21 protein-coding genes are annotated in these 26557 nt (G+C 39.3%); 3 read left to right on the plus strand and 18 right to left on the minus strand.

The window, feature by feature from the left end:
• Positions 1-64: 64 nt before the first annotated feature.
• The 11 genes from GD597_RS13735 to GD597_RS13785 all read right to left on the minus strand — a co-directional run bounded on the left by GD597_RS13735 (position 65) and on the right by GD597_RS13785 (position 13577).
• Positions 65-2524: an ABC transporter permease gene (locus GD597_RS13735; protein ID WP_171608448.1), complete on the minus strand. Its 2460-nt coding sequence runs from the start codon at positions 2522-2524 to the stop codon at positions 65-67.
• A 425-nt stretch (positions 2525-2949) separates the two neighbouring features.
• Positions 2950-3624 (minus strand): DUF1349 domain-containing protein, encoded by a 675-nt coding sequence (locus GD597_RS13740; RefSeq protein WP_171608449.1) that lies wholly within the window; start codon positions 3622-3624, stop codon positions 2950-2952.
• 251 nt (positions 3625-3875) lie between these two features.
• Complete coding sequence (locus GD597_RS13745; protein ID WP_171608450.1) at positions 3876-4340, minus strand: hypothetical protein; 465 nt, start codon at positions 4338-4340, stop codon at positions 3876-3878.
• Between the two features lie 792 nt (positions 4341-5132).
• Positions 5133-5972, minus strand: a complete 840-nt coding sequence (locus tag GD597_RS13750; protein WP_171608451.1) for a hypothetical protein — start codon at positions 5970-5972, stop codon at positions 5133-5135.
• Positions 5973-6209: 237 nt separating this feature from the next.
• Positions 6210-6770, minus strand: a complete 561-nt coding sequence (locus tag GD597_RS13755) for a hypothetical protein (protein ID WP_171608452.1) — start codon at positions 6768-6770, stop codon at positions 6210-6212.
• 223 nt (positions 6771-6993) lie between these two features.
• On the minus strand, positions 6994-7665 hold the full coding sequence (locus tag GD597_RS13760; RefSeq protein WP_171608453.1) for a hypothetical protein: 672 nt from the start codon (positions 7663-7665) through the stop codon (positions 6994-6996).
• Positions 7666-7899: 234 nt separating this feature from the next.
• A complete protein-coding gene (locus GD597_RS13765) occupies positions 7900-8736 on the minus strand; it encodes an Imm26 family immunity protein (protein ID WP_171608454.1) in 837 nt (278 codons plus the stop codon).
• A 172-nt stretch (positions 8737-8908) separates the two neighbouring features.
• Positions 8909-9259, minus strand: coding sequence for a hypothetical protein (locus tag GD597_RS13770; RefSeq protein ID WP_171608455.1), 351 nt, complete (start codon positions 9257-9259; stop codon positions 8909-8911).
• Between the two features lie 190 nt (positions 9260-9449).
• Entirely contained in the window at positions 9450-10124 is a 675-nt protein-coding gene (locus tag GD597_RS13775; RefSeq protein ID WP_171608456.1) for a hypothetical protein, read from the minus strand.
• A gap of 314 nt (positions 10125-10438) precedes the next feature.
• Complete coding sequence (locus tag GD597_RS13780) at positions 10439-12535, minus strand: T9SS type B sorting domain-containing protein (RefSeq protein WP_171608457.1); 2097 nt, start codon at positions 12533-12535, stop codon at positions 10439-10441.
• A gap of 88 nt (positions 12536-12623) precedes the next feature.
• Positions 12624-13577, minus strand: coding sequence for a GyrI-like domain-containing protein (locus GD597_RS13785; RefSeq protein WP_171608458.1), 954 nt, complete (start codon positions 13575-13577; stop codon positions 12624-12626).
• 313 nt (positions 13578-13890) lie between these two features.
• On the opposite strand from GD597_RS13785, the gene GD597_RS13790 reads away from it, so the two are divergent.
• Positions 13891-15270 (plus strand): UDP-N-acetylmuramate--L-alanine ligase, encoded by a 1380-nt coding sequence (locus tag GD597_RS13790; RefSeq protein ID WP_171608459.1) that lies wholly within the window; start codon positions 13891-13893, stop codon positions 15268-15270.
• Between the two features lie 42 nt (positions 15271-15312).
• Here the strand turns inward: GD597_RS13790 and GD597_RS13795 are convergent, their stop codons facing one another.
• Positions 15313-15882 carry an O-methyltransferase gene (locus GD597_RS13795; RefSeq protein ID WP_171608460.1) on the minus strand — a complete coding sequence of 190 codons (570 nt, stop codon included), beginning with the start codon at positions 15880-15882 and terminating at the stop codon, positions 15313-15315.
• Positions 15883-16059: 177 nt separating this feature from the next.
• Positions 16060-17466, minus strand: coding sequence for a magnesium transporter (gene mgtE / locus GD597_RS13800; protein ID WP_171608461.1), 1407 nt, complete (start codon positions 17464-17466; stop codon positions 16060-16062).
• Between the two features lie 252 nt (positions 17467-17718).
• Here mgtE and GD597_RS13805 point away from each other — a divergent pair, with 252 nt between their 5' ends.
• On the plus strand, positions 17719-18093 hold the full coding sequence (locus tag GD597_RS13805) for an SET domain-containing protein (protein ID WP_171608462.1): 375 nt from the start codon (positions 17719-17721) through the stop codon (positions 18091-18093).
• A gap of 52 nt (positions 18094-18145) precedes the next feature.
• Here the strand turns inward: GD597_RS13805 and GD597_RS13810 are convergent, their stop codons facing one another.
• The 5 genes from GD597_RS13810 to GD597_RS13830 form a co-directional block, all read right to left on the minus strand.
• Complete coding sequence (locus tag GD597_RS13810) at positions 18146-19435, minus strand: TolC family protein (protein ID WP_171608463.1); 1290 nt, start codon at positions 19433-19435, stop codon at positions 18146-18148.
• A gap of 264 nt (positions 19436-19699) precedes the next feature.
• Entirely contained in the window at positions 19700-21277 is a 1578-nt protein-coding gene (locus GD597_RS13815; RefSeq protein ID WP_171608464.1) for a DHA2 family efflux MFS transporter permease subunit, read from the minus strand.
• 7 nt (positions 21278-21284) lie between these two features.
• Complete coding sequence (locus GD597_RS13820; RefSeq protein ID WP_171608465.1) at positions 21285-22328, minus strand: HlyD family secretion protein; 1044 nt, start codon at positions 22326-22328, stop codon at positions 21285-21287.
• A 43-nt stretch (positions 22329-22371) separates the two neighbouring features.
• Positions 22372-22992, minus strand: a complete 621-nt coding sequence (locus GD597_RS13825) for a TetR/AcrR family transcriptional regulator (RefSeq protein ID WP_171608466.1) — start codon at positions 22990-22992, stop codon at positions 22372-22374.
• Between the two features lie 493 nt (positions 22993-23485).
• Positions 23486-25312, minus strand: coding sequence for a CocE/NonD family hydrolase (locus GD597_RS13830; RefSeq protein WP_171608467.1), 1827 nt, complete (start codon positions 25310-25312; stop codon positions 23486-23488).
• A 209-nt stretch (positions 25313-25521) separates the two neighbouring features.
• Between GD597_RS13830 and GD597_RS13835 the strand changes: the two genes are divergently transcribed.
• Positions 25522-26397 (plus strand): aldo/keto reductase, encoded by an 876-nt coding sequence (locus GD597_RS13835; RefSeq protein ID WP_171608468.1) that lies wholly within the window; start codon positions 25522-25524, stop codon positions 26395-26397.
• The last annotated feature ends 160 nt before the right edge of the window (positions 26398-26557 follow it).

Here is a 26557-nt window from a genome sequence, read left to right on the forward strand (position 1 = left end):
AAAACAGGTATGATTTTACATTTTGCTAATCCGCCCTTTCACACTCCACTAATAAAAGCGCCTACTATTCTATTCTTAAACTCTTCACCGGATTTGCAACAGCCGCATTTATTGCCTGAAAGCTAATCGTAACCAGGGCAATTATAATTGAAATAAATCCGCCTACAGCAAATAACCACCAACTAATGCTAATGCGATAAACATAATCCTGCAACCACTGATGCATAAAATACCAGGCAATAGGCGTTGCAATTACAAAAGCAATCGTAATAAGTAGGATAAATTCCTTGGAAAATAAATACACAATATTGGCAGATGTTGCTCCAAGAACTTTACGAATTCCAACTTCTTTAATTTTTTGCGCCGCCATAAACGATGCCAAACCATATAATCCCAAGCAACTAAGAAATATAGCTATGGCTGCAAAAATTTTATATAATTGAGATAACTGACTTTCCTGTTTATAAAAACTGGCAATCTTCTCATCTAAAAACCGGTATTCATACACATAATTTGGAAATGTTTGCTGCCATAGTTTTTTCACATGCCCCATGTTAGCCGCAATATTAGTTGTAGCCAGTTTAATAGAAGCCTGACGGTACATGGTAGAATTGGTGGATATAAGTAATGGCGAAACAGTTTGCCTTAAAGATCTGTCATTAAAATCCTTCAATACACCAACAATAGGGCATTTAATCAGGCCTCCCATTATACTTACTTCCTTGTTCAATATATCTTCAGGTTTGGTAAACCCTAAACTTTTTACGAATGATTCATTCACTAAAAATTCTCTTGTCCAACCAGAAGGCTGCAAATTTCTACCAGCTATCAATTGCAATTTATAAGTTGGTACATAGTCATTATCAGCAAATTTGGTAATCACTGGAAAATCTTCCTCCTTAATCGAATTGTCAAATGTAAATGTGGTAAATACATTATTATTATCCTCTATCGGCGCGGTGGAACAGAAGCTTACCGATTCCACTCCATTTTTCAATAATTGTTGTTTTAAATAATCAGTAAGCTTACCGCCCGTACTATCCGGACGAAAAGGAATATTTACTACCGCCTCCTTATCAAAGCCCAATGGCTGATCCATGAAATAGTTCATTTGTTGTACAATAACAAGTGTACCAATTATCAATGCCTGCGCAATAATAAATTGAAACACCACCAACCCTCTTCTTAACGAAATTCCCCTGTTGGTATGTACCGTGAATTTGCTTTTTAAAGCAGTAACCGGATTAAAACCAGACAATACAATTGAAGGATAAAAACCGGCAAGTGCCGTTACAACCACTGTTACCACCAAAAGAAAAAGCATAACGGAAGTGTTGGTAAGCAGGTTTAACGACAGCGAAAGTTCTAACAGCTGATTTACATATGGTAAGGCAAATTGCGTAATTGCAGCTGCAAATATCACGGCAATGGTAACTATCAAAAAAGTTTCAACAATAAATTGCATTTGCAATTGAAATCTATTACTCCCCAGTACTTTTCTTACACCAACTTCTTTTGCCCTGTTAACGGCCTGAGCAGTAGAGAGATTAATAAAATTAACGCAGGCAATTAACAATATAAATGCCGCAATCAGCCACAACACATTTAGCAACTGTTTACTAATCATTTTATTACTGTAATTACCCGTTTGAGTGTCATAATGTACAGCATTTAATGGCTGTAACATTTGAATATCCTTACTGTCTGCAGGTAATACCTTTCTTGAGTAAGCGCTTAGCTGATTATTAAAGTTGTCAACTGAAATATTTGGAGGTAATAAAACATAGCAGCCAAAATCAGGTGCTGTTCCGTTCCAATCGGGTTGTTGAAACCCATATTGTTTGTCACCTGTAAAATCTGTTCCATAAGCCACCACCAATTTTAGCTGAAAGTCTGTATTTGCAGGAATGCTTTCCAAAATACCCGAAACTTTTAGTGCAACCGGCGGAAACTGAAACAATCCTGCCCCCATACTATAATAGCCGGTTAGCTTAATTGTTTTACCCATCGCAGTATGCCAGTCACCAAAATAGGTGTTAGCAATCTCTTTTGTAAGCAATACATTATTCGGATCTTTTAGCGATGCATAAGAACCTGTAAGCAGGGGAAAATCAAATATTTTAAAGAACGATGGCGATGTATAAAATACCCCGCTTTCTTCTTTAAAATTCTTTATAGGGGTACCATTATCATCCACCACCTGTAATTCATCATTGTGGCTTGCATATACCGGTGCCACCTGTTCTAGTTGCGGAAACGCAGTTTTCAATCCTTCGGGCATTGGAAAAGGCACATTTTTTCCATAAGAAACAGTTCCTGCATCAGCGTGGTGGAATGCTGTTAAAACCCGGTACACACGATCTTTATTTGTATGAAAATTATCAAAGCTGGTCTGAAATTGTATAATAATAAAAATCATCATACAAACAGCAATACCCACCGATAATCCGGCAATATTAATAATTGTGTAATTCCAGTTACGGGTTAAACTTCTAAAGGCGGTTTTAAAATAGTTACTAACCATAAACAAGTGATATTCAATTTAAAAGCACTATTCAAGTGCCAGTTTACTATTTATATGAGCTTCAATTAATTGGTGTCAATCCCAACATTTCCGGTGTACGTTTTTGATACAGTCCTGTTCGTTTTTGTTACAAGATTACTGTCCCCATCGATTCCAAAATGCATTAAGGAAGTGGCAATAATGTATCAGCATTATTTAATGCTATTTCAGCTGTCAATTGCAATTTATCCATCAAATAATATGTTGAGGCTTGTTTGAACCCGGCAATCCAATTCCTGTTCAGCTATTCTTGCGTCGCACTCTTGTGCTGTTGGTAATGCTATGCAGCTTTTTTAAATATGCTGTAAAAATTATTATATGTCTTACTCAAAACTGTGTATTGCAGTAAAAGAAGGAATCCTTTGCAGCGCATAACAAATAGTTATCTATTCCCCGGTATAGGGGTCGCTTATTTTTTTTGACTCATAATTAATATCATCAAAATGTACTTCGCATTTTTCACCAAGTGGAGATTGGGCCAAAAAGCCAATTCTTATTGGCTTAACAGTATTAAATTGTAAATGCCTGATCAATAACCAATTTTTACTGTCAATGGAATAGTATAAAGTAATTACATTGTCGGCCCTGGCAATTTTATAATACACTTTGTTGCTGGTTATTTCGGCAGAATTGCAATCATCCGAAATGTCTTTGGTTACTACACTCACCACCCTTCTGGCACCGGTATAGTCTTTTTCAAAACAAAATTTTATCCAGTGTAAACTATCCTCCATAAGCACAATGGCACCCCCATCCCATTTGCTTGAAAAGGAATGCTGGATGGAACTTGATAATACAAAATTTTGATCTGGCACAAACAACAGCTTTGGTGCATTATCCGTATTGTAGGTAACATTCGGGTCCCTAAACATATCTGTTTTTGGGCCGGCAACAATCGTAAGTGCATTGTTTTTTATGCTAAAACTCATTGGTTTTACCACCCATGAACATACATAAGGAATTGAACCCACGCTAAAAGAATCAGCTGTTTGGGCAAATGCGCAATTGGCAAACAAATGCAGCAATAAAAAAAGTGGCAAGTGTAATAAAAGTTTTTTCATTGGCTTTTAATGTATTTAGTTGCTGCATCAAAGTTGGTATTTTTTATCAATATGTATGGTTTTTAACCCGGCGATTTTTAAGATTTAAACCATTGCTATTAGCCCAACTATTGTACCCAAATGCGGCATCCTTGCGTCGCACACTTGTACGGTTGGTAATGCTATGCAGCTTTATCAAATACACGATAAAAAAATAAGACTGCCTAACACTTGCTTATTTTAGTAGTCGTTTCGGAGAAAACGGATGCTGCTTATTTACTTTTACTGCTGTCATAATCTGGAATAAAATGCTGTGTATAACATGGGATGGCGCTCTGAAAAATTCCTTTTTGATATGCTTCAAAATGCAACGCTGAAAGTTTTTTAAATTCTTTCATCCTTAGTTTGTCCGCTTTTTTAAGCGTTATAAAATCATAAGTCGGTCTAAACAATAATACAATTTCAAGTTGATGGCAACTATCCGTCAAATCAATGGATGCCGATTCAAAACCTACAGCTGCAATGGTTAATGATTTTGTGTAAACCGGAATGGGTATACTAAATAGGCCATTCATATCATACTTGGAGAATATGTTGGTATCGGAGTATTGAATAACAACTCCTAAAACAGGTTTTAATTCTCTATCAATCACTTTTCCGGTAATAATTTTGGTTTGTGCTTTCGCGGTAATTGTCAAAAATAAAACTGTGCTAAGTAGCATTATGGTTCGTTGCATAATATTGAAGAGGTTAGGTGTTTAATTGGCTTGCAACGTCCAATCAATGAAGCAGTTGGGGAATGTTATTCCGTCCCTAATGGATTAATGCTGCTAAACTAAGTTACAAAAGATCATGATATATTCTAATGCTGCCCAGAATTCTTTCAGCCGGAACTGATGCTGGGATATTTGCTGCAGTTGAAGAATGTTATTCCTAAGCTCCAATTGGTGCAATGCACTGTTATGCGAAAGCTTTCTTTCGCTTAAATCAGATATTTGTAGCTCCTTTTAGTTCCCTGCAAGCTTCATGGTTTCGGATTTATTAGTCTTACAATATTTAGAATAAGAATTAAAGGGAGATACAGATAAATTCCGAGTACAAAATACCCGATTTCGATATTCATAATAGTGTCTGTGATATTATTGCTGTTTCCATCAACATAGTACCTTGTTTCCAAATAATTAGTTAGAAATCCTAAAATAATTGCAATTAACACTTGGATTATCAGAAGTTGATTAAGTAAGCGCAAAAAAATATAGAAGTCAAAGTTCGAAAACCTTTTTGCTTTCCATATGTAAATTATCAATGGAAATAAGAATAACAGCGTAATTACTATTGTGGTCAAAATTTCAAAAGTTAAGATTAAGCTTGCGCGCAACGTTTTGGCGCTTGGCGAAGAAGCGGATTTGGGAGCACTAAACTTTCAACTTGCATTGAACTTAATTGGAAGCACAATGTTTCAATTAAGCAGTCAGCCCGCTTTTTTGCCAAACGCCTGTTATGGCTCGTTTTTCTTTCGTCCGCATTCATTATCTGTATGAAACATTGTCAAGCTGTCCACCCGAAACAGAAAATGACAAGACTTGATAGCAATCAACTGTTTTACCATCAACTGTCGCAGGTTGCCAATTTTGTGGCATTCTGTTTACGATTGCTAAAACCTGATTTGCATATGTTGCCAAATCTCCACGTCCTTTTGTAACTACTACAAAATTACCTGCTTTTCCTTCACAGTTTACCATAAAAGCAATAGATACTCTAAAAATAGATTCCTTAACTCTTTCATCTGTCAAAGGATTTGTCGAAAAATATTTTTTTAATTCGTCAAGTCCACTAGTAAATGTTGGGGTAGTTGTCGGTTTTGAAAGTTCTCCGAATTTTTCCTTTGCTAAAAAGTCGTCCACCAAATATATAGTCTTTGAACAAGCGGTTACTTTCAAAATACTGTCGGCAGGGAAAACAACTACTTTAGGGATGTCGTCAATAGTCTTGAAAGAAAAACCAACAATTGCTTTTGGTTGTTCATACTCTGTTGTCAAAAAGTAAATGGTTGTTGTTTCCTTTTTTTGTTCGTAGGTCAATACTACCATTGTTTTACCTGTCTTATTTTTATAGTTAAATTTCATATCACCAATATGAATTCTATCTCCGTCCAAAGTTTTTAAACTATTCAAATAGGCACCAATTGCTTTCTCATCTGAACCAACTTTTATCGGGTTATTTAACTCAAAGCCAAATGTTTTGTCTGTTGAAACTACAGTAAGTTTCATAAATCTTTTGTCGCTGTCAAGATACTCTTGGCTGAAAGCATTCAATGAAAAAGTCGTAACCAAGATGGTTATTGCCGAAAGTTTTTTTAGTCTTGTCATACTGTTTTTGTTATTCATTGTGTCGCTTTAAAATGAGCCATAACGAGCCGGGGCTTAGCGAAGTTGGGGATTTTCCAATTGTCCGCCCGGAACCGATGCTGATTTATAATTAAAATTTGAAGTTGCGTACAACTGCCCGGTGATGTTGTGTCGGCCCGAACCAATGATGATAATGAGAAAATGTTGAAGCTAAGTTTGTCTAGCCTCAATTTTGCTAAACCACCTGTTAGTAGCCGTTCATTTCAGTCCCCCGAATATTTGTTTCAGGTCAAATTCTTTAGTTTCGTAATTGTTCATTTGTTTGTTAAACATATTCTTCAGTCGTGCCCAAATTGTTACTTTTTCAAAATGATAAGTGTGTGAAAAACTATTACTTGTTTCGTTGTCGTAAAGAATGGACAACTTTGAATGTGAGAGTACTCCGTTTTTATAAAAAATTACCTCTTGTCCGTCTAACCCTTCATGAAGCTCAGTTAAAACACCCTCTTGATTTTGCTTAGTAAATTTAAGCCCTGGTCTTCCGTAGCTTTCATTGGAATTGAAGTCATGTTCATTAAAATACTCAATTTGATTTTTATTCAGTCCCGGTGTTTTGTCGTTAAATGTGTGCAAATAAATTAGTCTGTCGTCTGATAAATAGCCAACCTGAAATGTAGTTTCTGTGTCTCCAATAAGTTGTCTATATATTTCAATATCGGTGTCACCTTTTCTAAAAGACTTGTCCAACCCGAATTGATTGTTTTTAGTTAGGGTTGCAAAAATAAATTCTTTCCAATTTTTGTATATGTCACTTGTCATTTTAGGACTGTCTCGTTGAATGGCTACTAACGGGCAGGGCTTGCTGCAGGGCTGGAATTCATTGCTCGTCCGCCCGGAACCGCTGCTGATTAAAGATATAAAAGTACAAGTTAACAAACAAAAGCCCAACGATGTTGGTCCAGCCCAGATGATGCACAACAGCGATAAAATGCCCAATTGCTACAATGTCCAGCCAGCCTTGCAGCAAACCCAATGTTAGCGGTTAGGCCGTTTCCGTGTTGTTCGTCTTACGCGTTAACAATTCTGCATCTAGTGGTTTGTCAGTACCCACTATTGGTTTGATAATATATTGTCGAATTCCTTGGTCTTTTTGTCGTTCTTGCTTTTCGTACGCAGAATAAGGGTCAACAAACATAAATGGTTCATTAACTATAGTCCACATTCTCGAATTGTCTAGCGAAGTAATTATTTCGTTTTCTAGCAGTTTAGAATTTTCCGTTCTCAGAAACGCTATCATTCCTCTATTCGTCACATTAAATGCTCCTAAAACCTCAATATAGTTTCCAAGTTTTCTTGGCATTACATCAGACATAGTCCGTTCCATTGTTTCCTCAATATAAGAGCCTCCGAATCTTAATAAAATATCAAGCGATGAAATTTCTTCAAAAGGCGTGTCACTACCTTGTTGGTAAATTGCCAACCTGTGTGGAGTGTCTTTGTAATAGAGGTAGAATTTAAGTTTGCTTAGTTCACAAACTTCTTTTGCTAATTGAAACGGGATTTCTTCATCTAATATTTGTCTGTCCTGTCTTTGAACAATTTCGTTTAAGTTGTCGTAATGTGATTTAAATTTTGCCCAACTATCTTTTGAAAGAACAGATTTCAAATTGTCTGTTTCGCTTCTAAATGCAGATATTAGTTCCCAAAATTTCATAGTTGTTGTGATGTCGTGTCGGCTTACCGCTAACGGCCAAGGGCTTGACGCAGGTGTGGGATTAGAATTCCGTCTGCCCAGTACCGCTGCCGATTGAAAATATTTTGTTCAAGTTAAAAACTAAAGTTGAGAGTTGATCGTCAAGCCCGAACTGAAATTGATTAGCGATATACCGCCCATTGTTCTTCCGTCCAGCCACACTTGCGCTCAAACCCACTGTTGCCTGCAGGCTTTCTACCATTTGTCAATCATTTGAATTAAGTCGGTCTTGCTATGAGGAATAGCCATGTATTTGCTAAGATCAGAAGGTTGAATTTTGGTTAGTTCTGTTCCGCTTAACAGTCTATGGGAAACTATTGGATATTCTCCGTAGAAAACATGAGCATCGTTTATTTGAATTGGTTTAAGGGTTGGATATTTTAAAAGAGCATCAAAATTAATATCAACAGTTTGAGAAATATAAGAATAAGGCGAAATCAAAAGTGTTTTTCCAAACAAGTCTATTGGACTTAAAAAGCCAGCCACCAATACTCTGGCAAAGCCATATTCATATCTACCAATAGGGAAAGCGATTATATCTCCCTGCTTTGCATTTACATTTAACCTCTTAGAATTTAATTGCTCCTTTAACCATCCGAAATAGTTAGATGAACTTTCGGCTACATATTTATTAACCCAATTTGTTATATCCTTATAACTGGAAATTTGACCATCCTCCAAGAAACTCCTAATAAAAGTCACATTGCGTTTATTATCATAGACATTAATTCCGCCTCCATGAAAGGATCCTGAAAATTGTATCCCAGATCCCTTTATTTTTAAAATACGTTGCACTGTCATTTTCCGCTCCTTTCCCTTTGATGTTTTAGGAAGTAGTATGTTTTTGTTTATCGTATTTATTTCGGTATCATATTCAAGATAGCCATACTTATAGTCGATAATTTTTACAATCTTGTCTTTATTGAAATAGCCAACAACCGTCTCATTTAGAGATGTTCTTGTCCACGTCTCTTCAACGTGTGAAAGGCCCAAAAATGCTCGATTAATATTTGAAAGTTCGTAGGGTGTCATAAGCTTGCAGGCAACGGAAAAGTGTTTATGAAGTTGTGGCAATTGAAAAACTCCGGATCAATTAACCACAAAGGCAAAATAGCGATTTAAAGTTGAATGCTTAACGTCCAGCCACAATTTTATAAACACACTGTTAGCTGCTGTTTTTATAGTCTTCGCTTTTTGTGTCAAGCTAAATCCAACCCAGTTCAATAAAATATTCTTTTGCGGATTGCTGAATTTTTTGTTTGTCTAGATGTAATTTTTTGTACTTGTCAAGAATGTCAAAAGAATTTATAATACTATTTGCAAGTATTACTTGTTTGCGCTCGATAGGTGCTGTCTTTACCTCTTGGTAATCTAACAATATATCCCAATACAAAGCCTTTTCTTTCTTGTCAAAATGATAGCGAAGTTTAGCTTCAAACGGCAAACAGTTAACTACAAAGAATAACGACACGTCATCGTTACCATACTCCTTATTATGAAAAGGCCTACCAATGCTTAATAAACTTAAAAGAGGTTCTAATCCAGCATCTTCCATTGTGTCCGCAGAACTCCTTACGTACATATATTCTTGTAGTTTTTATTTAACAAATGCAAGTTCTCGAACATTTAACTGTTCAAAAAATAGCAGCTAACGACCGGGTATTGCTGGTCGTTGGGGTTTGTCGACATCCTGCCCGGTACTTAAGTTAAATTTATAATATAAAATTGATGATTAGAACTGCAGCTCAAGAGAAATTCGTCCGCCCGAACCACTGCTTGGAACTGTACAGCTGTTGATTGTTATTCCGTCCCGCCCCAATGCCAGCAATAGCTTTGTTAGCTGCATGTCTTTTCCACCATCGCTTAAAAATACCCTTTGCTTTTAAAAATGCAAGTCTCTGTCGCATGACTGGAAAGTTTTGAATGAAATACTCAGGAGCATATGATTCCAAGATTTGTCTACCAGTTGTATTTTCAATTTGAAATTTATAATTGACGTCGTCTGAAATGTCACCCCCTCTTGTTTCATTTAGAGAGTCAATATTAAGTGTCCAAAAATTTACTAACGCTAAACTGTCAAATAACTCTGTTACAGCTGACGAGTCCAAGGTTGTGACTTTCTTGAAATACTTACTCTTCTTTTTACCTTTATTATCGAAGACGTCTGAAGAGCTTTTCCACTTCTTAAAATAAGTCCAGGCAGTCCACATATTTCCTGTCCGGGTTATGAGGCTGAAATTTTCAGTATTAGACCACCAATAACTTTCTTCGGAGTATGCAAAAACGAAATCAGCTCTTGTTGGCAAAAATTGGAGAAAAGTCGATGTGTCATTTTTACAAGACGCAAACGTCGGTAATGAAGTCTGTGCGACAATTGTAAGTTGTCCTAAAAGTAAAAATATCAACATTGAAGACTTCATAAGATTGCTGCTAACTCAAAAATAGACGAACAAAACAGCCATACCAAATAAAATCAGCTATTGATAATCAATGCATCTCATGGGCGGTTTTTAAATAGATGGTGCGTCTATTTTTTAACAGATGTTTGTACGATTTTCTTCGCCTTCTTAACAGTCGCCATAAAATGCAGCCAGGGATTAAATTCTTTTTTACTAACTACACACTTATTTGCATAGTACCTCCATTCATAAAAGCCCAATAAAGTATCTAACCGTACAAGAGTGCGACGCAAGTAAAGCTGCTGATTGTTTTGTGGCCGGGCTAATAATTGGCTTTATCGTATCAGGGTTAGCAGGCCGTGTTGGTTTATTGGGATTTTACCATCTACACTTATCATTTGCAGGCTGTAGGCATAAGTACCTGTGGCGGCGGGTATGCCTTGTACTGTGCCGTTCCACCCCTGGCTGATATTAGCCGTGCTAAATATTACCTGCCCCCAACGGTTGTAAATGGCAAAGCGTATTAGCCGGTTGTTTACACCTTTGGGTATGCGGTATGTATCGTTTAACCCATCGGCATTGGGGCTAAAGGCAGTGGGCATAAATATGGTAAATACACATTGCTGAAATACCTGTATGGTATCTTTTTTTATACCACAGGCATTGGTTACCGCTACAGTGTAGATGCCCGGCGTTGTTACGGTATAGGCGGGGCTGCCGGTGTTAATGCCGTTCCAGCTATAGTTATTATATCCTGCTGCGGTTTTTAGTACCAGCGAGTCTTTGCCATCCAGGCAATTATCGGGGCCCAGTGCTACGGTAGGGCTGGAAGAAAACTGCACATCGTAATACACAATACTATCGCAGCCTTTGGTGGTTTTATAGGTGATGCTATAGGTGCCACTGTTGTATACTACATCGTTATTGGGTAGTTTATATTGGTTGGCATTACAAAGGTCTGCAGCAGGGGCGGTATTTACCACATCGGTACAACATGTTTTGCGGCATACTATGGTTTGCTGCAAGTTATAATTGCCGGGGCCAATGCCCGAAACATCGTAAAAGAGCCCATTGGCCTGGTTTTGTAATAGGGTGGAGTCTTCGCTTTTAAACAGGTTCTTAATATTACTGGCAGCTATGCTTAAAGGTGCATCAATACAATCGGCATTACCACTGGAATCTGTTTTTACCAATCGTAAATCCGTACTGCCACCATTATGGGTAAAGGAGAAAAAATAGAGTCCGTAAAGGGTGGATAATACTGCTTTGGTTTCCTGGCTTCGCCCGGTGCCGGGGTAAGATTTTGTCCATTGAATATCGCCATCTTTGTTTATCCGCATCAGGTAGGGCGCATCGGCATTGTCCATAAGAATGACCTGGTCTCCGTTGGTGCCTACATCAGTTACATGCGATGCGCTGATGGGTGGGGCATTGTTTTTATACTGCAATATGGCTTTGGTATGGCCAATGCTATCCAATAATATATTTAATACATTGGTGGCGGTTCTAAAATAAATATAGGATGTATCGGCAAAGGAACTAATAAGGCTTAGGTTGCCATCTGGTAATTCGGTAATGCCGGCAACGGGGTCAAAAGTTCTTTGGCGGTTATTGGGGGGCAGGGTAAAAAAGAATGATTTATCCCATAAACGGTTGCCATAAGTGCTGTTAATATTGGCAATATAATACCCTTGCTTAGGTGGTGTAAAATAGGGGTTGTCTAAATTTAACAAGGTTAGCTGCTGGGCTAAAACAATATTGCCGTTTTTTAATTGCTTTAGCTTGCCTTGCCCAAAAAAGGCAATATATTTTGTGGGTATGGGACTAAAAGTATTTGTCCATTTTAAGGTGCCGTTACGATCTATACATACCATTATATTAACGCTATTATCTGATGAATAGCTTAGGGTAAAAGCATAATCGCCATTGGCCAGCGGAATAATATCATCTATCTGGCTGCTTAAATTGGAAACAAACATTTTCCCAAACATTTTGGTCCAAATAATATTGCCATATTTATCCAGCTTTAAAATAACGCCGTATTGTGTAAGCGGGGTGGGTAAGGGAAAGGTGCTGGTATCTACGTTGCCAATATTGCCGGTTACAAAAATATTATCGCCATCGGCGGGTATGGCTTTGTTAAACTGTATAAAATTAAAATCGCTGCTGGTATAGTGTTTACTTAATAAAACTGTGCCCTGGGGCGAGAATTTGCACACCCATCCATCTTTTAATATAGACCGGTAGCGCAATGTAGTGCCTGCACACAATATTTCGTTTTGGCTGGTGAGTACATTGCTGCTAAAAAAATGTACGGTAGGTGTTGTATAGTTGCTTTGAAAATAATCATCTACACAGCTTTGTGTAAAGCCGGTTATTTGTAGTAAGCTACAAATACAAATGAATAATATGCGTTTACAATACAGCGACATATGGTTTATACAACATAGTGTAAGCAAATAAAGTTATGTGTATAAACGCTGGCTTAATAACTTATATGATGAACGTGAAAATTTTGCTTTAAAATACGGGGTAATAAATGCGGGTCACCCATTTGCTGGTATCTTTTTCCATATTGCGGTCAACCTCCCACGATTCAAACGGAATAGCTGGGGCCAGTCGCTGATAATCTTTTACATAATAATTTATTTGTGTAAAAGCCTCCTCAATTTGGGCCAAACCGCCTTTTACGGGGTCGGTTATCAGTATTTTACCCGGTGGCATACGCTTTATTATAAAAGCACCACTGTTATCAGTAGGTTTATTAATCGGTATGGCCACCATGGCTTCGTAGTGGGTGCTGTCCAGCTTCATGGCATTGGTCATGGGGTAATGTGTTTGGCTAATGCCACGGGTAGCCATAAAGTTTTTAACGCTTTCTATCATGGCGGCCCTGTCTGTAACAGTTGGGTAATGGTCAAATACTTTTTTGGTAGATATTAGCAACGTATCGCTCACCCTGCCCTGAGTAATATTTATGCCATAAATATTTAGATTGTTTTCTAAAAAGACATGCAATTTTGCCAGCACTTCTGCTACACTGTTGCCCGCATTATCGTAGCTAAAATACTGCGATAGTCTGGTAAATGGGTTATTACTGGCAGGCATACTACATTTCCATTGCATCATTACCGAGTCTGCAGTTAGTGGTAATAAAATAAGCGCCCCTTTATAGGTATCATCTCCGCTATTAATGTTAACACCGGCTGCGTTATACTTACCGGTAACAATATCAACGGTTAAACCATTAATGGTATAGGTGGCAGATGTATCGGTAAGCTTATCGGGTTTTGTATTTTCACCGGGCCACCATTTGCTCCATGTGCTGGGGTTGTCAATCATTCTTTTAACAGCACTATGCGGGCAATTTACCTTTACGGTTTCAACAATATCAAACTGGGAAGGAATTAAAATATACAAACCTGCAAAAAATAAAACAATTATGCCCCCAATAACCAACAACCATTTTTTCATACTGCATTTTCTTTAAAGAGGCTGCAAAGTAGTAAATACTGTAACAAATACAGGCGGCTTTATTTTTTTACCCCAGTCTTTACAAAATTTTAGTAAAAAATTGCCAGTTAATACAGGCTACTTAATAGCTATGTTTTTTATGGGCCCGGCAATAGCAGTGTAATGTGGCATTACTTGCGTCGCACACTTGTACGGCAACAATAACAGCAGCAAAGGCAGGTAACAATAAGCCGGAAGTATAAATTAATGTGCGTAAAAAAGCATTCGGTACAGGGTATACAAACCCATACTTATTTCTTTTCTTTGCAGCATTATGATATCCTCCATAAATGATGTTGAACATATTTTTTTTATAGGTGTAGCAGGTACGGGTATGAGCGCCCTGGCGCAATGGCTTGCCGGTGCAGGCAAAAAGGTAAGTGGCAGCGACCGCTACTTTACACCAGGAACCTATAACGATACCCGCGAAAAACTGGAAGCAGCAGGCATACAATGTTTTGAACAGGATGGTAGCGGCATTACACCTGCAACCCAGCTAGTAGTTGTTTCAACCGCTATAGAAAATACCGTTTACGAAGTACAAAAAGCCAATACATTAAACATACCCATTATCAGGCGCTCTGCCTTATTGGCCTTAATTGCCAAAAGCAAAAGAACGGTTGCTATTGGAGGTACATCTGGCAAAAGTACTACTACGGCCATGTTGTATACTATTTTAGAACAAGCCGGTTTGCAGCCGGGTATTATTAGTGGTGCAGGTTTGGTAAGCATTATACAACAGGGTAAAATTGGCAATGCCATTACCGGCAAAGGCGATTGGCTGGTAATAGAAGCCGATGAAAGCGATGGCAGCATTGTGCAATACCAGCCCGAAATTGGTGTATTGCTTAATATTGATAAAGACCACCAGGAACTGGATGCCTTGCTGGAGATTTTCACCGTATTTAAAAACAATACCACCGGCAGATTTGTAGTAAACCAATCGCATGGATTGGCTGCCCGCCTTTCGCAAAATAAGCAATACGATTTTGCCATTGATGCCAATGCAGGGGCCGGTTATACCGCTACCCAATTTGCGCAACAGGGCTTGCAAATTTCTTTTTCAATAAATGGGGTTGCCTTTACTATGGAGCAGGTAGGCCGCCACAATATGGAGAATGCATTGGCAGCCACCGCAGTAGCCAATAGTATTGGTGTTAGCCTGGAAGTTTGTGCCAAAGCATTAGCCACCTATACAGGCATTTACCGCAGGCACCAGGTATTGGGTAAAAAACAGGGTGTTTGGCTTATTGATGATTATGCGCATAACCCGGCAAAATGTGCTGCTTCAATGGCGGCATGCCAATATATAGCACCCAAACTGGTGGCATGGTTTCAGCCACATGGTTATGCGCCTACCCGTTTTTTGCGTGCTGATTTTGTGGCCGAAATAGCTGCCACACTAAGGCCGCAGGATGAAATATGGATGAGTGAGATTTTTTATGCAGGTGGCACTGCAGTAAAAGATATATCGGCCAGCGACCTGATTAATGATTTAAAAGCCCTTGGCAAAAAAGCATTTTTTGTAGCAGACAGAAAGGAGTTTGTAGCCGCCGCCAAACCACATTTTACCGATGATTGTGTACTACTGCTGATGGGCGCCAGAGACCCATCGCTGGAGCAATATGCACAGGAAGTTTGGCAGGCATTATAAATGCATCATATTACATTGCTTTCTAAAGACAGCTATTGCCCATTATTTTTTTACAGCAATAATAATTCCTGTTGACCAAACTTGTTTGGTTAAAAATAAGTCTTCTCTGGTTTCGAGATAGGAGACCAGTTGCAGGGCTTTTTCCTGGTGCCCCTCTGGCCAGTTGGGTTGGGGAAGCATATCGTCAAAAAGGCCACCTTTTTTTATCATGGCCAGTACTTCGTTTAATAATAAATATTTTCCATGCCAGGTGTCGGCAAAAATGTAGTCAAATTGCCTGTGTTTATTTTCTTCTACCCATTTGGCGCCATCGGTTAGCACTAGTTCTACACGAGAGTCATTACCCAATTGGGTGTTGGCAATGTTTAAAAAAGCGGCATCGTTATCAATAGAGATAAGTGTGGAAGATGCATCCATTCCATCTAATATCCATGAGGTGGATAGCCCCGTGCCGGTACCAAGTTCAAGAAATGCACCTGATGGTTTTGATGCTGCCAATGTTCTTAGCAAAGAACCGGTTAATATATCTGATGCCATAGTAAAGCCAGATAATGTTGTTGCTGTAAGAATGGCATTATATGCTTTTGGAAATTGTTGCGTTATTTGTTCCATTAGGAGAGATGATTTGAATTGTTATGAGTAAGGCAAATGAATATACAAAATGCGTTGAGAACGAAGGATAGTTTTAAGTGTAATGTTGTATTGTTGCCACAAAGGAGGAACCCTGAACCGAGCGTGGCAAGCGGCGATGCCATGAAAACCTGCTGCCGGTAACCAAAAAAAAGCTACTTATAATAAAATGCCCTGTAAGAAAATATAGGCCACACTAAAGTAAATAACAAGTCCTGTAACGTCTACCAATGTAGCTACAAATGGGGCAGAAGAGGCGGCAGGGTCGGCACCTAATTTTTTTAATAAAAGTGGTAACATAGATCCACTGAAGGTACCCCACAATACTACCCCAATCAAGGTAAAACCAACTGTAAAACCAATAAGTAAATAATGCGGGCCATAAAGATCCTCAATAATGCCCTGTTGCATTAATAAATGCCAAACACATATGCGCAGAAAACCAATAGCGCCCAGTATACTGCCCAGTACCAAACCGCTTAATACTTCGCGGCGCATTACACGCCACCAATCGGATAGGGCAATGTCGCCCACGGCCATGGCTTGTATAATTAGGGTTGATGCCTGAGAGCCGCTATTACCACCACTACTGATGATAAGTGGTACAAATATGGAAAGCACTACGGCTTTTTCAATTTCATCGCTAAAGAAAGCCATGGCGGTAGCTGTAAGCATTTCGCCTATGAACAATACAATTAACCAGCCAATTCTTTTTTTAATCAGTTTAAAAAACGGGGTATCCAGGTATGGTTCTTCCAATGCCTCGGTACCACCAATTTTTTGCATATCCTCACTATACTCTTCGTTGGCAACCCACAACATATCGTCGATGGTGATAATGCCCAGAAGAATATTGTTATCGTCTGTTACAGGCAGTGCTACGCGGTTATTCATTTTAAACACCTGGCCAGCATGCTCCTGATCGTCGGTAACATTAAGAGCTACTACGCGGCCATCTAATAGGTCGCCCATTTTTTTTTCGGGCAAAGCCAGTATAATATCGCGCAGTTTAATATCGTCAATCAGTTCGCCTTTTTCGTTAATTACATAGATAACGTCTACGGTTTCACTGTTTTTGGCCACTTTGCGTATGGTGTTAAGCACTTCGTCAACAGTATTGTGTTCGTACACATACACATAGTCGGGTGTCATCATACGGCCCACGCTGTCTTCGGGGTAGCCGAGCATGGAGAGGGTGATTTTGCGCTCTTCGGGGTCGAGGAGTTTTATTAAATCGCGTATTACTTCTTTGGGCAGTTCTTCCAGAAAATCTGTACGGTCATCCGGAGGCAGCTCATTTAATAGTTCGGCAGTTTTAAAGGGAGGCAGTTCTTTAACAATGCGTCGTTGCTCTGCCACATCCAGAATTTTAAATACACTGGCTGCACGGTGTATGGCCATATTGGCAATAATCTGCGCTTCGTAATCGGGGAATTCGTAAATGAGTTCGGCCACATCGCTGATATTTTGATCGTTCAAAAAATCATAGATGGCAACAGTATCGTTGGCTGCTATCAGCAACTCAAACTGCTCGGGAATGGTATGTTGTTCCAGTTCAAAACTCATGGGGCTGCAAATTACGCAATGATGTTGTTATAAAACCATAAACATCATGGTATAAGAATTAAAAATGACTATAAAATGCAGGCAATTATTAAAGCAAATCAATCTTGTTGTGTGCTTATTTTAATGGTGCAGTATTACTGATGGTGTGTTGTGTATCATTTATGCTATGTCAACTGGCATTTGTGTTTCCATGTTATTTTTCTGTTATCACAATTTTTATGATTTTACATATGCATGCTTTATTTTCACTGCATGATACAACCTTTTTTAACCGTAGCCCCTTCAGGTAACAGAGGACGTGGCGTATTTACCACCGAGGATATTGCGGCCAATACCATTGTTGAAATGGCACCGGTGTTGGTGCTTTCTAAAAAGGAACGGCAGGTTGTGGAACAAACCAAGCTAAACCGCTATATTTTTGAATGGGGTGTTTCTAAAACAAAAGGTGCACTGGCCCTGGGCTTTGTTTCCATGTATAATCATGAGTACAATGCCAACTGCGAATATGAAATGGATTATGCCCACGAACTAATTACCATACGCACCGTAAGGCAAATTAAAAAAGGGGAAGAGCTTTCTATAAATTACAATGCCCACCCCGATGACCCTACTGAAGTATGGTTCTAAAAAAGCCCTGCCAAATGGCAAGGCTAATATTTATTATTCATCACAACAAAAACTACCAGTATTGATATCCCAGCAATCTTGCTACTTCTATCTTGGCAAGGCATAGCTGATATTCGTATTGCAGACGGGTAAATGAAGCTCGTTCTGCATTGGTGCTGGCATTGGTTATTTCCAGGTTGGTGCCAACACCATTTTTGTAGCGTACTGCCGATAATGCCTGCGCAGCCTTGGCTTCTTCTATTTGCCCGGCTGTATTTTTTATGCGTTCCAGATTGGAGTTTACATCTGTTAAGGCCTGTTGAATATCTTTTATAAAACTGTTGTCCAGTGATTTTAGCGATAACTCATTTTGCTTAATTACTGTTTCGGCCAGTTTGGTTTGTCTTTGTGTTTTACCACCATTATAAATGGGCAACCTAAATGTAACACCAGCACCATAGTTAAAGCGCGGTTCATTTACATTGGGTACATAACCATTTTTTACACCTGCATTGGCGCCTATATTTAGGCTGGGTTTATCGCCAAGTTTGGTTAGTGATAATTCGTTTTGTGCCTGTTGCAGCTTATCCTTAGCCAATACATATTCCAGGTTCAAGGTCTGCGCATCGGTTAACGCGGCTACCCCATCTTTAAGTTGTACATCAAAGTCAAACGCCGTTCCACCCGATGTGATATTACCTGTTGTATATGATAGCAGGTTTTGCTGTTTTTGTAAACTGTTTTTCAAATCTACTTTACGGTTATCTTCCGCATCAATACTGGCTTGTATGTTTAGCAGGTCTATTTTAATAGCATCACCATTGCGTAGTTTGCTTTCTATGATAGCTTTATTCTCATTTAAATAAGCCAGCACACTATCTTCAATAGCCATTGCTTTTTGCAGGTAAATAATATTGTAATAAATAGTGGCTACCTGTGTGGCCAGTTGTGCTTTTACAAACGCCACATTGTGTTGTGCATAGGTAAGATCCGTTTTTGCTTTTACAATATTGGCTTTTAAACGACCAAAATCAAATAGCATATAACTGCCGGTAATATTGGCGTTAAAATTATGTACCGGTGCAAACTGAAAATCTTTTGTTTCGCCATTTACCTGTAAGGGCAATGTAATTTTTGGTTGTACAAAATTATAGCTGGCTATACCATCTACTTCTGGTGAATTGCTTTGTACAATTTCCAGTTTTTCCTGTGCAGTGGCAATACTGTTCTCGGCTTCTTTTACTTTGGGAAAATAGCTAAAAGCCTGATTAATAAGTGCTTTAAGCTCTTGGTTGGCCTGTACCTGCGCCATAGCAGCACTTAGAAAGAATACAGATAGCGTGGTGATTAATATTTTTTTCATGCTGTTTTATTTTACTTCGGCAATACCTGCCGTTTATTTTTGCTGTTATAATTTTTTGTGGCTACTGTTTAGCCCGGCTGTAGCCACTTTTTTCTACTTTACTTGCGTCGCACTCTTGTACGCCTGAAACCTTATTGGGCTTTTTTAAACGGCTGTTGCAGCTGCTGCCTGTACCGTAAAGTACAAGTGTGCGACGCAACCGGGTTTAATAGCTGTTCTGCTGCCTGGCCCATAATTGTATTTTTTAACCTTCGTACTGTTGTTTTAATGCGCTTCCGAAAGAGCTGCAGCTGCCAAACCGGCATCGGCTTCTTTTTTCTTGGAGCGTAAAAACAAGGTTAATGGTATTACCAAAATAAAGAACACCGCAATAAGCCTAAACGTATCTAAGTACGACATGTAATATGCCTGCTTATCTACCGCACCACTTATATAGGCATAGGCCTTTGTGGTAGCTGTAGCAGCATCTGCGCCCTGTGCCATTAAGCTTTGTGTAATAGCATTGGTACGCTCAGTTAATGCTGCTGAACCAGGTGTAAGATTGGCTACCAGATCTGTTCTGTGCTGCATATACTGGTGCGCTACATAATTATTGGCTACTGCTATACCAAAGGCACCACCTAATTGGCGTATCATATTATTTAGGGCAATACCTGCCGCATAATCTTTTGGTTGCAGGCCTGCTACTGCCTGGCTAATTAATGGTAATTGTACCATAGATATTCCCAGTGCTCTAATGGCCAATGGTATAAAGAAATCCCACTTGCCTACATCCGGACTAACACTGGCACTTAGTACGGCATAAAAGGCAAATAGAATAAAACCGGCCACTACAAATGGAACTGCAGAAACACCTTTACTCATTAACTTACCAATTACCGGCATACATAAAACTGCAATAAGGGTGGGCGGTAGTAGCGATACGCCGGTTTCATAAGCGGTAAAGCCCAATACACGTTGTGCCAATACTGGATATACAAATACCGAGGTAAATAAACCAAAGCCAGCTACAAATGTAAAAATGGTTGTTAAAGCTAGGTTGCGGTTGCCCAATACCCTTAAGTTTACGGCCGGGTTTTTAATGCTTAATTCGTAGTAAATAAAACCTATTAAACCAATTGCGGCTACCAGTGCAGAAATACGGATAGATTCGCTGCTAAACCAATCCTGCGATTCGCCTCTTTCCAGCACATATTGCAAACAGCCAATACCTGCTGTTAACAACGCAATACCGGTATAGTCAATTTTTATATTGCTTTTATTTTTGCCTTCATTGGGTTTTTTATCGATGAATGTATAAGTTAATATACTGGCAATAATACCTACTGGAATATTAATGGTGAAAATAAGCGGCCAGCTAAAATGCTCAATTATATAACCACCCAATGTTGGGCCCAGGGTTGGCCCCAGCACAATACCCATTCCAAACAAACCCGATGCAATTGGCCTGTCTTGTGGTTCAAATGCATCAAACAAAATGGCTTGTGAGGTGGAGAGCAATGCACCACCACCTACACCCTGTATAAAGCGCCAGGCAATAATTTCTACCAGTCCGGTCGATTGTCCGCACATATAGGAAGCTATAGTGAAGATGATCATAGAAACCAGATAATAGTTTTTACGGCCAAAATATTCGGCCAGGAAACCGGTAAGTGGGATAATAATCACATTTGCAATGGCATAAGAAGTAATTACCCAGCTAATATCTTCAATGCTAACGCCTAATCCGCCAGCCATATCGTTTAATGCCACGTTTACAATGGAAGTGTCTATCAACTCCATTACCGCAGCCGAAATGGTGGTAATTACTATGACGAATTTGGCTATTCCTTTTGCGGACATAATAGCTTTATTTTATGTTGATAGTAATACCTGCACTTAGGCCGGCTCTTAAGAAATCCCTGTTTTTATCAATATCTTTTATGGTAATTTTTACCGGTACCCTTTGAGTAACTTTTACAAAATTGCCGCTACTATTATCTGGTGGTAGTAAGGAGAATTTGGCACCGGTAGCATCGCTAAGGCTTTCAATATTGCCTTCCAGGTGTGCATCGGGATAGGCATCCAGTTCAATTTCTACCGGCATGCCAGGGTAGAATTTTTTAATTTGGGTTTCTTTAAAATTAGCTACAATCCAGTAAGTGGTATCGTTTACAATTGAAAACATAGGCGTACCGGCCTGTACATATTGACCAATAGAAACATTCTTTTTACCAATTTTACCCGAAATAGGCGCGGTAATTTTTGTGTAACTAATTTTTAATTTTTGCTGCGCAATGGCCGCTTTTTTTATCTCCAGTGCAGCTTCAGATTTTTGAATAGAAGCCTGTAATACGGCCAGTTTGCTATCGGCTGCGGTAAGGTTGGTATTGCTATTACTTACCTGTTGGCTGGCTACTTCCATTTCGTAACGGCTATCGTCTAATTGTTTTTTGGTAATGGCCTGTTCGGCAAACAGGTTTTTGTTGCGTTGATAGTTTTCTTCGGCCTGTTGTTTTTTAACAGCGTTAAGGGTAATATCGCCTTTGTTTACTTTTAAACCTACAATGGCATTGTTTAATGCGGCTTTAGCATTAAGCACATCTGCTTCCGATGCTTTGTAATCAGCTTCCATTTGCATTAGCTGGGCCTGCATTTCATCATCATCTAAAGTAATCACCTGCTGGCCTGCTTTTACTGAATCGTAATCAGCAATAGATATTTCTTTTACATAGCCCGAAACCCTTGGTAATACAGGGGTAATTTGCGTTTCTACCTGTGCATTATCGGTTGTTTCGTGCGATAAGGCAAAAGCTATTTTTGTATAACCAAAATAACCACCCACAATAAGCACTATGCTTAAAATGATGATTCTGATGGGAGATTTTTTTCTGCTTGCTTGCTCTTGTGACATGTAATAAATGTTAGTGTATGATTGTATTTGTATGTATAAAATATTAGCTGATGGTTAAATGTGCATGTATCATTTGCTGTAGGTGTTTTATCAGCCTTTTTTTAAACACCGGATCAGTATATGGGTTAAAATCTTCCTTTGATTGCAATAAAATATTGCACATAGATTTTGATAATAATACCTGGTTAATGGTGCCTATTAGCGATGCCATGGTTAGTTCTGCATCCACTTTTCTAAACTGTTTTTTGCGTATGCCCTGTTCAATAATTTGTTTAAAAAATAGGGTGTTGCTGGCAAAAATATTAATCAGTTGTTCGTGCATTACACCACGTTTGGCAATCAGTAATTCCTGATGTACCAGCCGGTGAAAGGCGGGCTGCGATAATAAACGATTTACATAAGCGTCGATAATGGTATCAATTTTTTCCATTTCGGTTTTGGTAGCATCGTTCACCAGTTCCTGCAACATGTCTTTCATATAACTGGCGCGGTGACTAACAATTGACTCGAATAATTTCTCCTTACTGCCAAAATAATAATTCACCATGGCCACATTTACATCGGCTAATGTTGCTATATCGCGAATGGAAGTACCTTCAAAACCCTTTTCTGCAAAGAGTTCCAGCGATTTTTGAATAATATGTTCCCTTTTGTCAACTACCATTGGTAAAAATTTAAAAACAGGTCAAAATTAAACAAACGTTTAAATTAAACAAATGTTTAAATTGATTTAATAAAAAATTTACATGGGAATGACAGTAGCCAAAACACCTTAAGATTGTTGGCCCGGCCGCAGTTTTCTATGGCAACATCCTTGCGGCGCACACTTCTTCTGAAGTAACAATAATCGGCAAAGCGAAGATGGCAACATCGGTCTGACGGCTCAAAGCCGTCTGACCGTTATCCTTCATGTGCCTGTGTGGTCCGATGGTTCATGAGCAATTGTACAGGCAATAAACTTTTCAGCTATAATTACATACAAAAAAAAGGTGAAGCCGTTTATAGCTTCACCTTTGGAAAATTTAAAATTTATTTGCAGTAATACAACCTATTCTAACGCACTTGTATTTTTTATAAAGCTGCCATAAAACCCAACAGCACAAGTGAGTGACACAAGCGGCGATGCCACAAAGAACCACAGCCAGCCACCCAAATATTTATTGTATTTGAGGAAATTCTATATAAGTAGCAAACTGGTTATTTCTGTATATTTTTTGGGTAGCTTTCTGGTAATCGCCGGCTTTGGCTTTATAAATACTGGGCACAAATTTTTGCGGGTTCATATCAATAATAGGAAACCAGCTGCTTTGTACCTGCACCATAATGCGGTGCCCCTTTAAAAAAGTATGGTTGGCCTGGTGCAGATCAATGGTATATTCTTCCACCTTATTGGGCGTAATGGCAGCAGGTTTTTGAAAACTGGTGCGGTAGCGCCCCCTGAATACCTCGTTGGCAATCATTAGCTCATAACCACTCATGTTTGGGTTAGCTGCATCCTGATCTGGGTAAACATCAATTAGCTTTACCACCCAATCAGCATCAGAGCCGGTTGTACTGGCAAACAGATGGGCAATAATATTACCGGTAACTGTTACATCGTTGGTTAAGGCTTCGCTTTTCCAGGTTAATACATCTGGCCGGCCATCTACAAAACGCTGGTCGGCAACATGCCAGTTGTACCAATGGCTGCCGGGGCCATAGGTTTGCTCAATAGGCCTGGCGCGGTAAGGTACCGGTTTTTTAGGATCGCTAACATAACTATCAAATGCTGTCGCACTCGCTGTGGCCGGTTTGGTAAAACTTATTCCGCCATTATCGCTGATATATAATTTGTTATTGGTTGCTTCTTTGGGTGGCCAGGTGCTATAGGTTTTCCATTCATTGCTACCGGTTTGAAAAATGGTAGCTTCAGCAAAATTGCCGTCGCCAATGCCTTTCAGGTAATAATCAAACCATTTTTTTTGAATATTTTTTTGAAAATAGGCGGCGGTATTACTGCCCATTTCGTAGGAACCAAGATGGGTAACATTGCCACCGGCCCATTGGCCATGGTTCCAGGGGCCAATGCAAATAAAATTGCGGTTGTTGCTATCCAGTTTTTCCATTTTTTTATACATCAGCTGCGGGCCCATCATATCTTCCTGGTCCCACACCCCACCCACATGCAACATGGGTATGCGTGGGTAATCTACATAACGCAATGGCGATTTATATTGCCAGTAAGCATCGTAATCAGGGTGCTCCATAAATGCATTCCAGCTGGGCAGTTTATTATGAAAATATTTGTCGTTGGCATTAGACAAAGGCCCCATTTTTAAAAACCATTCGTATTGGTCATAATGGTCAAAAGGGAATAAAGTGTCTGTTTTAGAGGCTTCTTCCATAAAGGCATAATCAAAAGCATAGGATAATCTAAAAGCCCCGTTATGGTGAAAATCGTCGCCCAAAAACAGGTCGCTCATGGTAGCTTGTTCGCTGGCGGCTTTCATGGCAGGGTGTGGGCGTGAAGCGGCTGCTAATGTGGTCCAACCAGGATACGAAATACCCAGTTGTCCCACTTTGCCATTATTGCTGGGTATATTATGAATCATCCATTCCACAGCATCGTAGGTATCGGTGCTTTCATCCACTGTATTGGGTTTATCCAATACGGGGCGGTTCATTTCAAATTGCCCTTCGCTTCGGTAGCGGCCACGTATATCCTGTGTAACAAAAATGTAGCCTTCGGCGGCCATATCTTTCAGGTAGCTGTTATTGTTGGGGTTTTGCATATCCTGGCTACCATATGGCGTCCTTTGAATAAGAATGGGCACAGGCGTGCTAATATTATCTGGCGTAAAATATACCGTGAATAATTTAATGCCGTCGCGCATGGGAATCATGGCTTCGTGGCGGGTATAGCTAACTCTTGTTTGTGCCTGTACAACAAAACAGGTAATGCACATAAAAAGAATGGATGTGCCAAGCGATATCAATCTTTTCATAAAAGTTATATTAAACATCAATATACAACAGTTTGGTATTAGTAGATAGAAATGGTAAAAGCTATTTCATTTTTTGGTAGCCGGCAATTGGTTAATCATGTGGCTTTACTTGCCACGCTCGGTTCGGGGTTCCGGTTTCATGGCAGCAAGGCAAACAGCCAATTATGCAGGTTGTTTGGTGTTTGAATTATTATTTTTAAATTCACCCTATGTTGCAAGTTTCATCTCCTATAGCCGGATGCATGCGCTGGGGCGCCTGGGGTGCTAATTTTAGTACTGCGGATTATCTTGATATTATCAATGCCTGTTTGGAACAAGGCATCAGTAGCTTTGACCATGCAGATATTTATGGCGATTACACCACCGAAGGCGATTTTGGTGCTGCATTGGCAGAACAGCCTTCGCTTAGGTTTAAAATGCAGCTGATAACCAAATGCGGCATACAAATGATGTCGCACAAAAGGCCGCACCACCAGGTAAAAAGTTATAATACCAGTAAAGAACATATTATCGCATCTGCCGAAAGATCATTACAGCAGTTTCATACAGATTATCTGGATGTATTTTTAATTCACCGGCCCGACCCATTGATGCAGCCGGAGGAAGTGGCAGAAGCCATTCACCTGTTAAAAATTCAGGGCAAAATATTGCATTTTGGCGTGTCGAATTTTTATCCCCACCAGGTAGATATATTGCGGAAATATATACCTGTTGAGATTAACCAACTCGAAATTTCCTTGTTGCATTTACCGCCCTTTACTAATGGTATGCTGGATCATTGTTTGCAACACAGCATTATTCCTATGGCCTGGTCTCCATTGGGCGGGGGTATATTAAATGAGGAGGAAAGTCCGCGTTTTCAACGCATTGCTACCTGTGCATCAGAATTGGCTGAAATCTATCAAACAGGGGTAAACCAAATTCTGATTGCATTTTTGCTTTCACACCCTTCAGGGATTTTGCCAGTAATAGGCACTACTAAAGTGGCCCGTTTGGTGCAGGCAAAAGAAGCCAGGAATATTTTATTGAGAAGAGAAGACTGGTTTAAACTTTTTACTGCTTCGCTTGGGAAGGAGGTAGATTAGCATTTGGATGAGCGGGGAATGGTGAGTGGTGATTGATGAGTGGTGATTGGTGAGTAGGATACAAGGTTTGCAAAAAATTGATTAGATTTTACATGTTATTCTAAAACAGGTGCAGTTGCCTGTGAAGTAATAAAATAAGCGACATAATGATGAGAGAGTG

The organism is Limnovirga soli (assembly GCF_013106755.1).
In the GTDB taxonomy this organism is placed as follows: Bacteria; Bacteroidota; Bacteroidia; order Chitinophagales; family Chitinophagaceae; genus Limnovirga; species Limnovirga soli.

Excerpts from the sequence above, each read along its gene's own strand:
- GD597_RS13745 (WP_171608450.1), bottom strand. The coding sequence starts at position 4,340 with ATGCAACGAACCATAATGCTACTTAGCACAGTTTTATTTTTGACAATT.
- GD597_RS13750 (WP_171608451.1), bottom strand. The coding sequence starts at position 5,972 with ATGACAAGACTAAAAAAACTTTCGGCAATAACCATCTTGGTTACGACT.
- GD597_RS13820 (WP_171608465.1), bottom strand. The coding sequence starts at position 22,328 with ATGTCACAAGAGCAAGCAAGCAGAAAAAAATCTCCCATCAGAATCATC.
- GD597_RS13815 (WP_171608464.1), bottom strand. The coding sequence starts at position 21,277 with ATGTCCGCAAAAGGAATAGCCAAATTCGTCATAGTAATTACCACCATT.
- GD597_RS13805 (WP_171608462.1), top strand. The coding sequence starts at position 17,719 with ATGATACAACCTTTTTTAACCGTAGCCCCTTCAGGTAACAGAGGACGT.
- GD597_RS13740 (WP_171608449.1), bottom strand. The coding sequence starts at position 3,624 with ATGAAAAAACTTTTATTACACTTGCCACTTTTTTTATTGCTGCATTTG.
- GD597_RS13775 (WP_171608456.1), bottom strand. The coding sequence starts at position 10,124 with ATGAAGTCTTCAATGTTGATATTTTTACTTTTAGGACAACTTACAATT.
- GD597_RS13790 (WP_171608459.1), top strand. The coding sequence starts at position 13,891 with ATGATATCCTCCATAAATGATGTTGAACATATTTTTTTTATAGGTGTA.
- GD597_RS13825 (WP_171608466.1), bottom strand. The coding sequence starts at position 22,992 with ATGGTAGTTGACAAAAGGGAACATATTATTCAAAAATCGCTGGAACTC.
- GD597_RS13755 (WP_171608452.1), bottom strand. The coding sequence starts at position 6,770 with ATGACAAGTGACATATACAAAAATTGGAAAGAATTTATTTTTGCAACC.
- GD597_RS13770 (WP_171608455.1), bottom strand. The coding sequence starts at position 9,259 with ATGGAAGATGCTGGATTAGAACCTCTTTTAAGTTTATTAAGCATTGGT.
- GD597_RS13735 (WP_171608448.1), bottom strand. The coding sequence starts at position 2,524 with ATGGTTAGTAACTATTTTAAAACCGCCTTTAGAAGTTTAACCCGTAAC.
- GD597_RS13795 (WP_171608460.1), bottom strand. The coding sequence starts at position 15,882 with ATGGAACAAATAACGCAACAATTTCCAAAAGCATATAATGCCATTCTT.
- GD597_RS13835 (WP_171608468.1), top strand. The coding sequence starts at position 25,522 with ATGTTGCAAGTTTCATCTCCTATAGCCGGATGCATGCGCTGGGGCGCC.
- GD597_RS13785 (WP_171608458.1), bottom strand. The coding sequence starts at position 13,577 with ATGAAAAAATGGTTGTTGGTTATTGGGGGCATAATTGTTTTATTTTTT.
- GD597_RS13830 (WP_171608467.1), bottom strand. The coding sequence starts at position 25,312 with ATGAAAAGATTGATATCGCTTGGCACATCCATTCTTTTTATGTGCATT.
- GD597_RS13810 (WP_171608463.1), bottom strand. The coding sequence starts at position 19,435 with ATGAAAAAAATATTAATCACCACGCTATCTGTATTCTTTCTAAGTGCT.
- GD597_RS13780 (WP_171608457.1), bottom strand. The coding sequence starts at position 12,535 with ATGTCGCTGTATTGTAAACGCATATTATTCATTTGTATTTGTAGCTTA.
- GD597_RS13760 (WP_171608453.1), bottom strand. The coding sequence starts at position 7,665 with ATGAAATTTTGGGAACTAATATCTGCATTTAGAAGCGAAACAGACAAT.
- mgtE (WP_171608461.1), bottom strand. The coding sequence starts at position 17,466 with ATGAGTTTTGAACTGGAACAACATACCATTCCCGAGCAGTTTGAGTTG.
- GD597_RS13765 (WP_171608454.1), bottom strand. The coding sequence starts at position 8,736 with ATGACACCCTACGAACTTTCAAATATTAATCGAGCATTTTTGGGCCTT.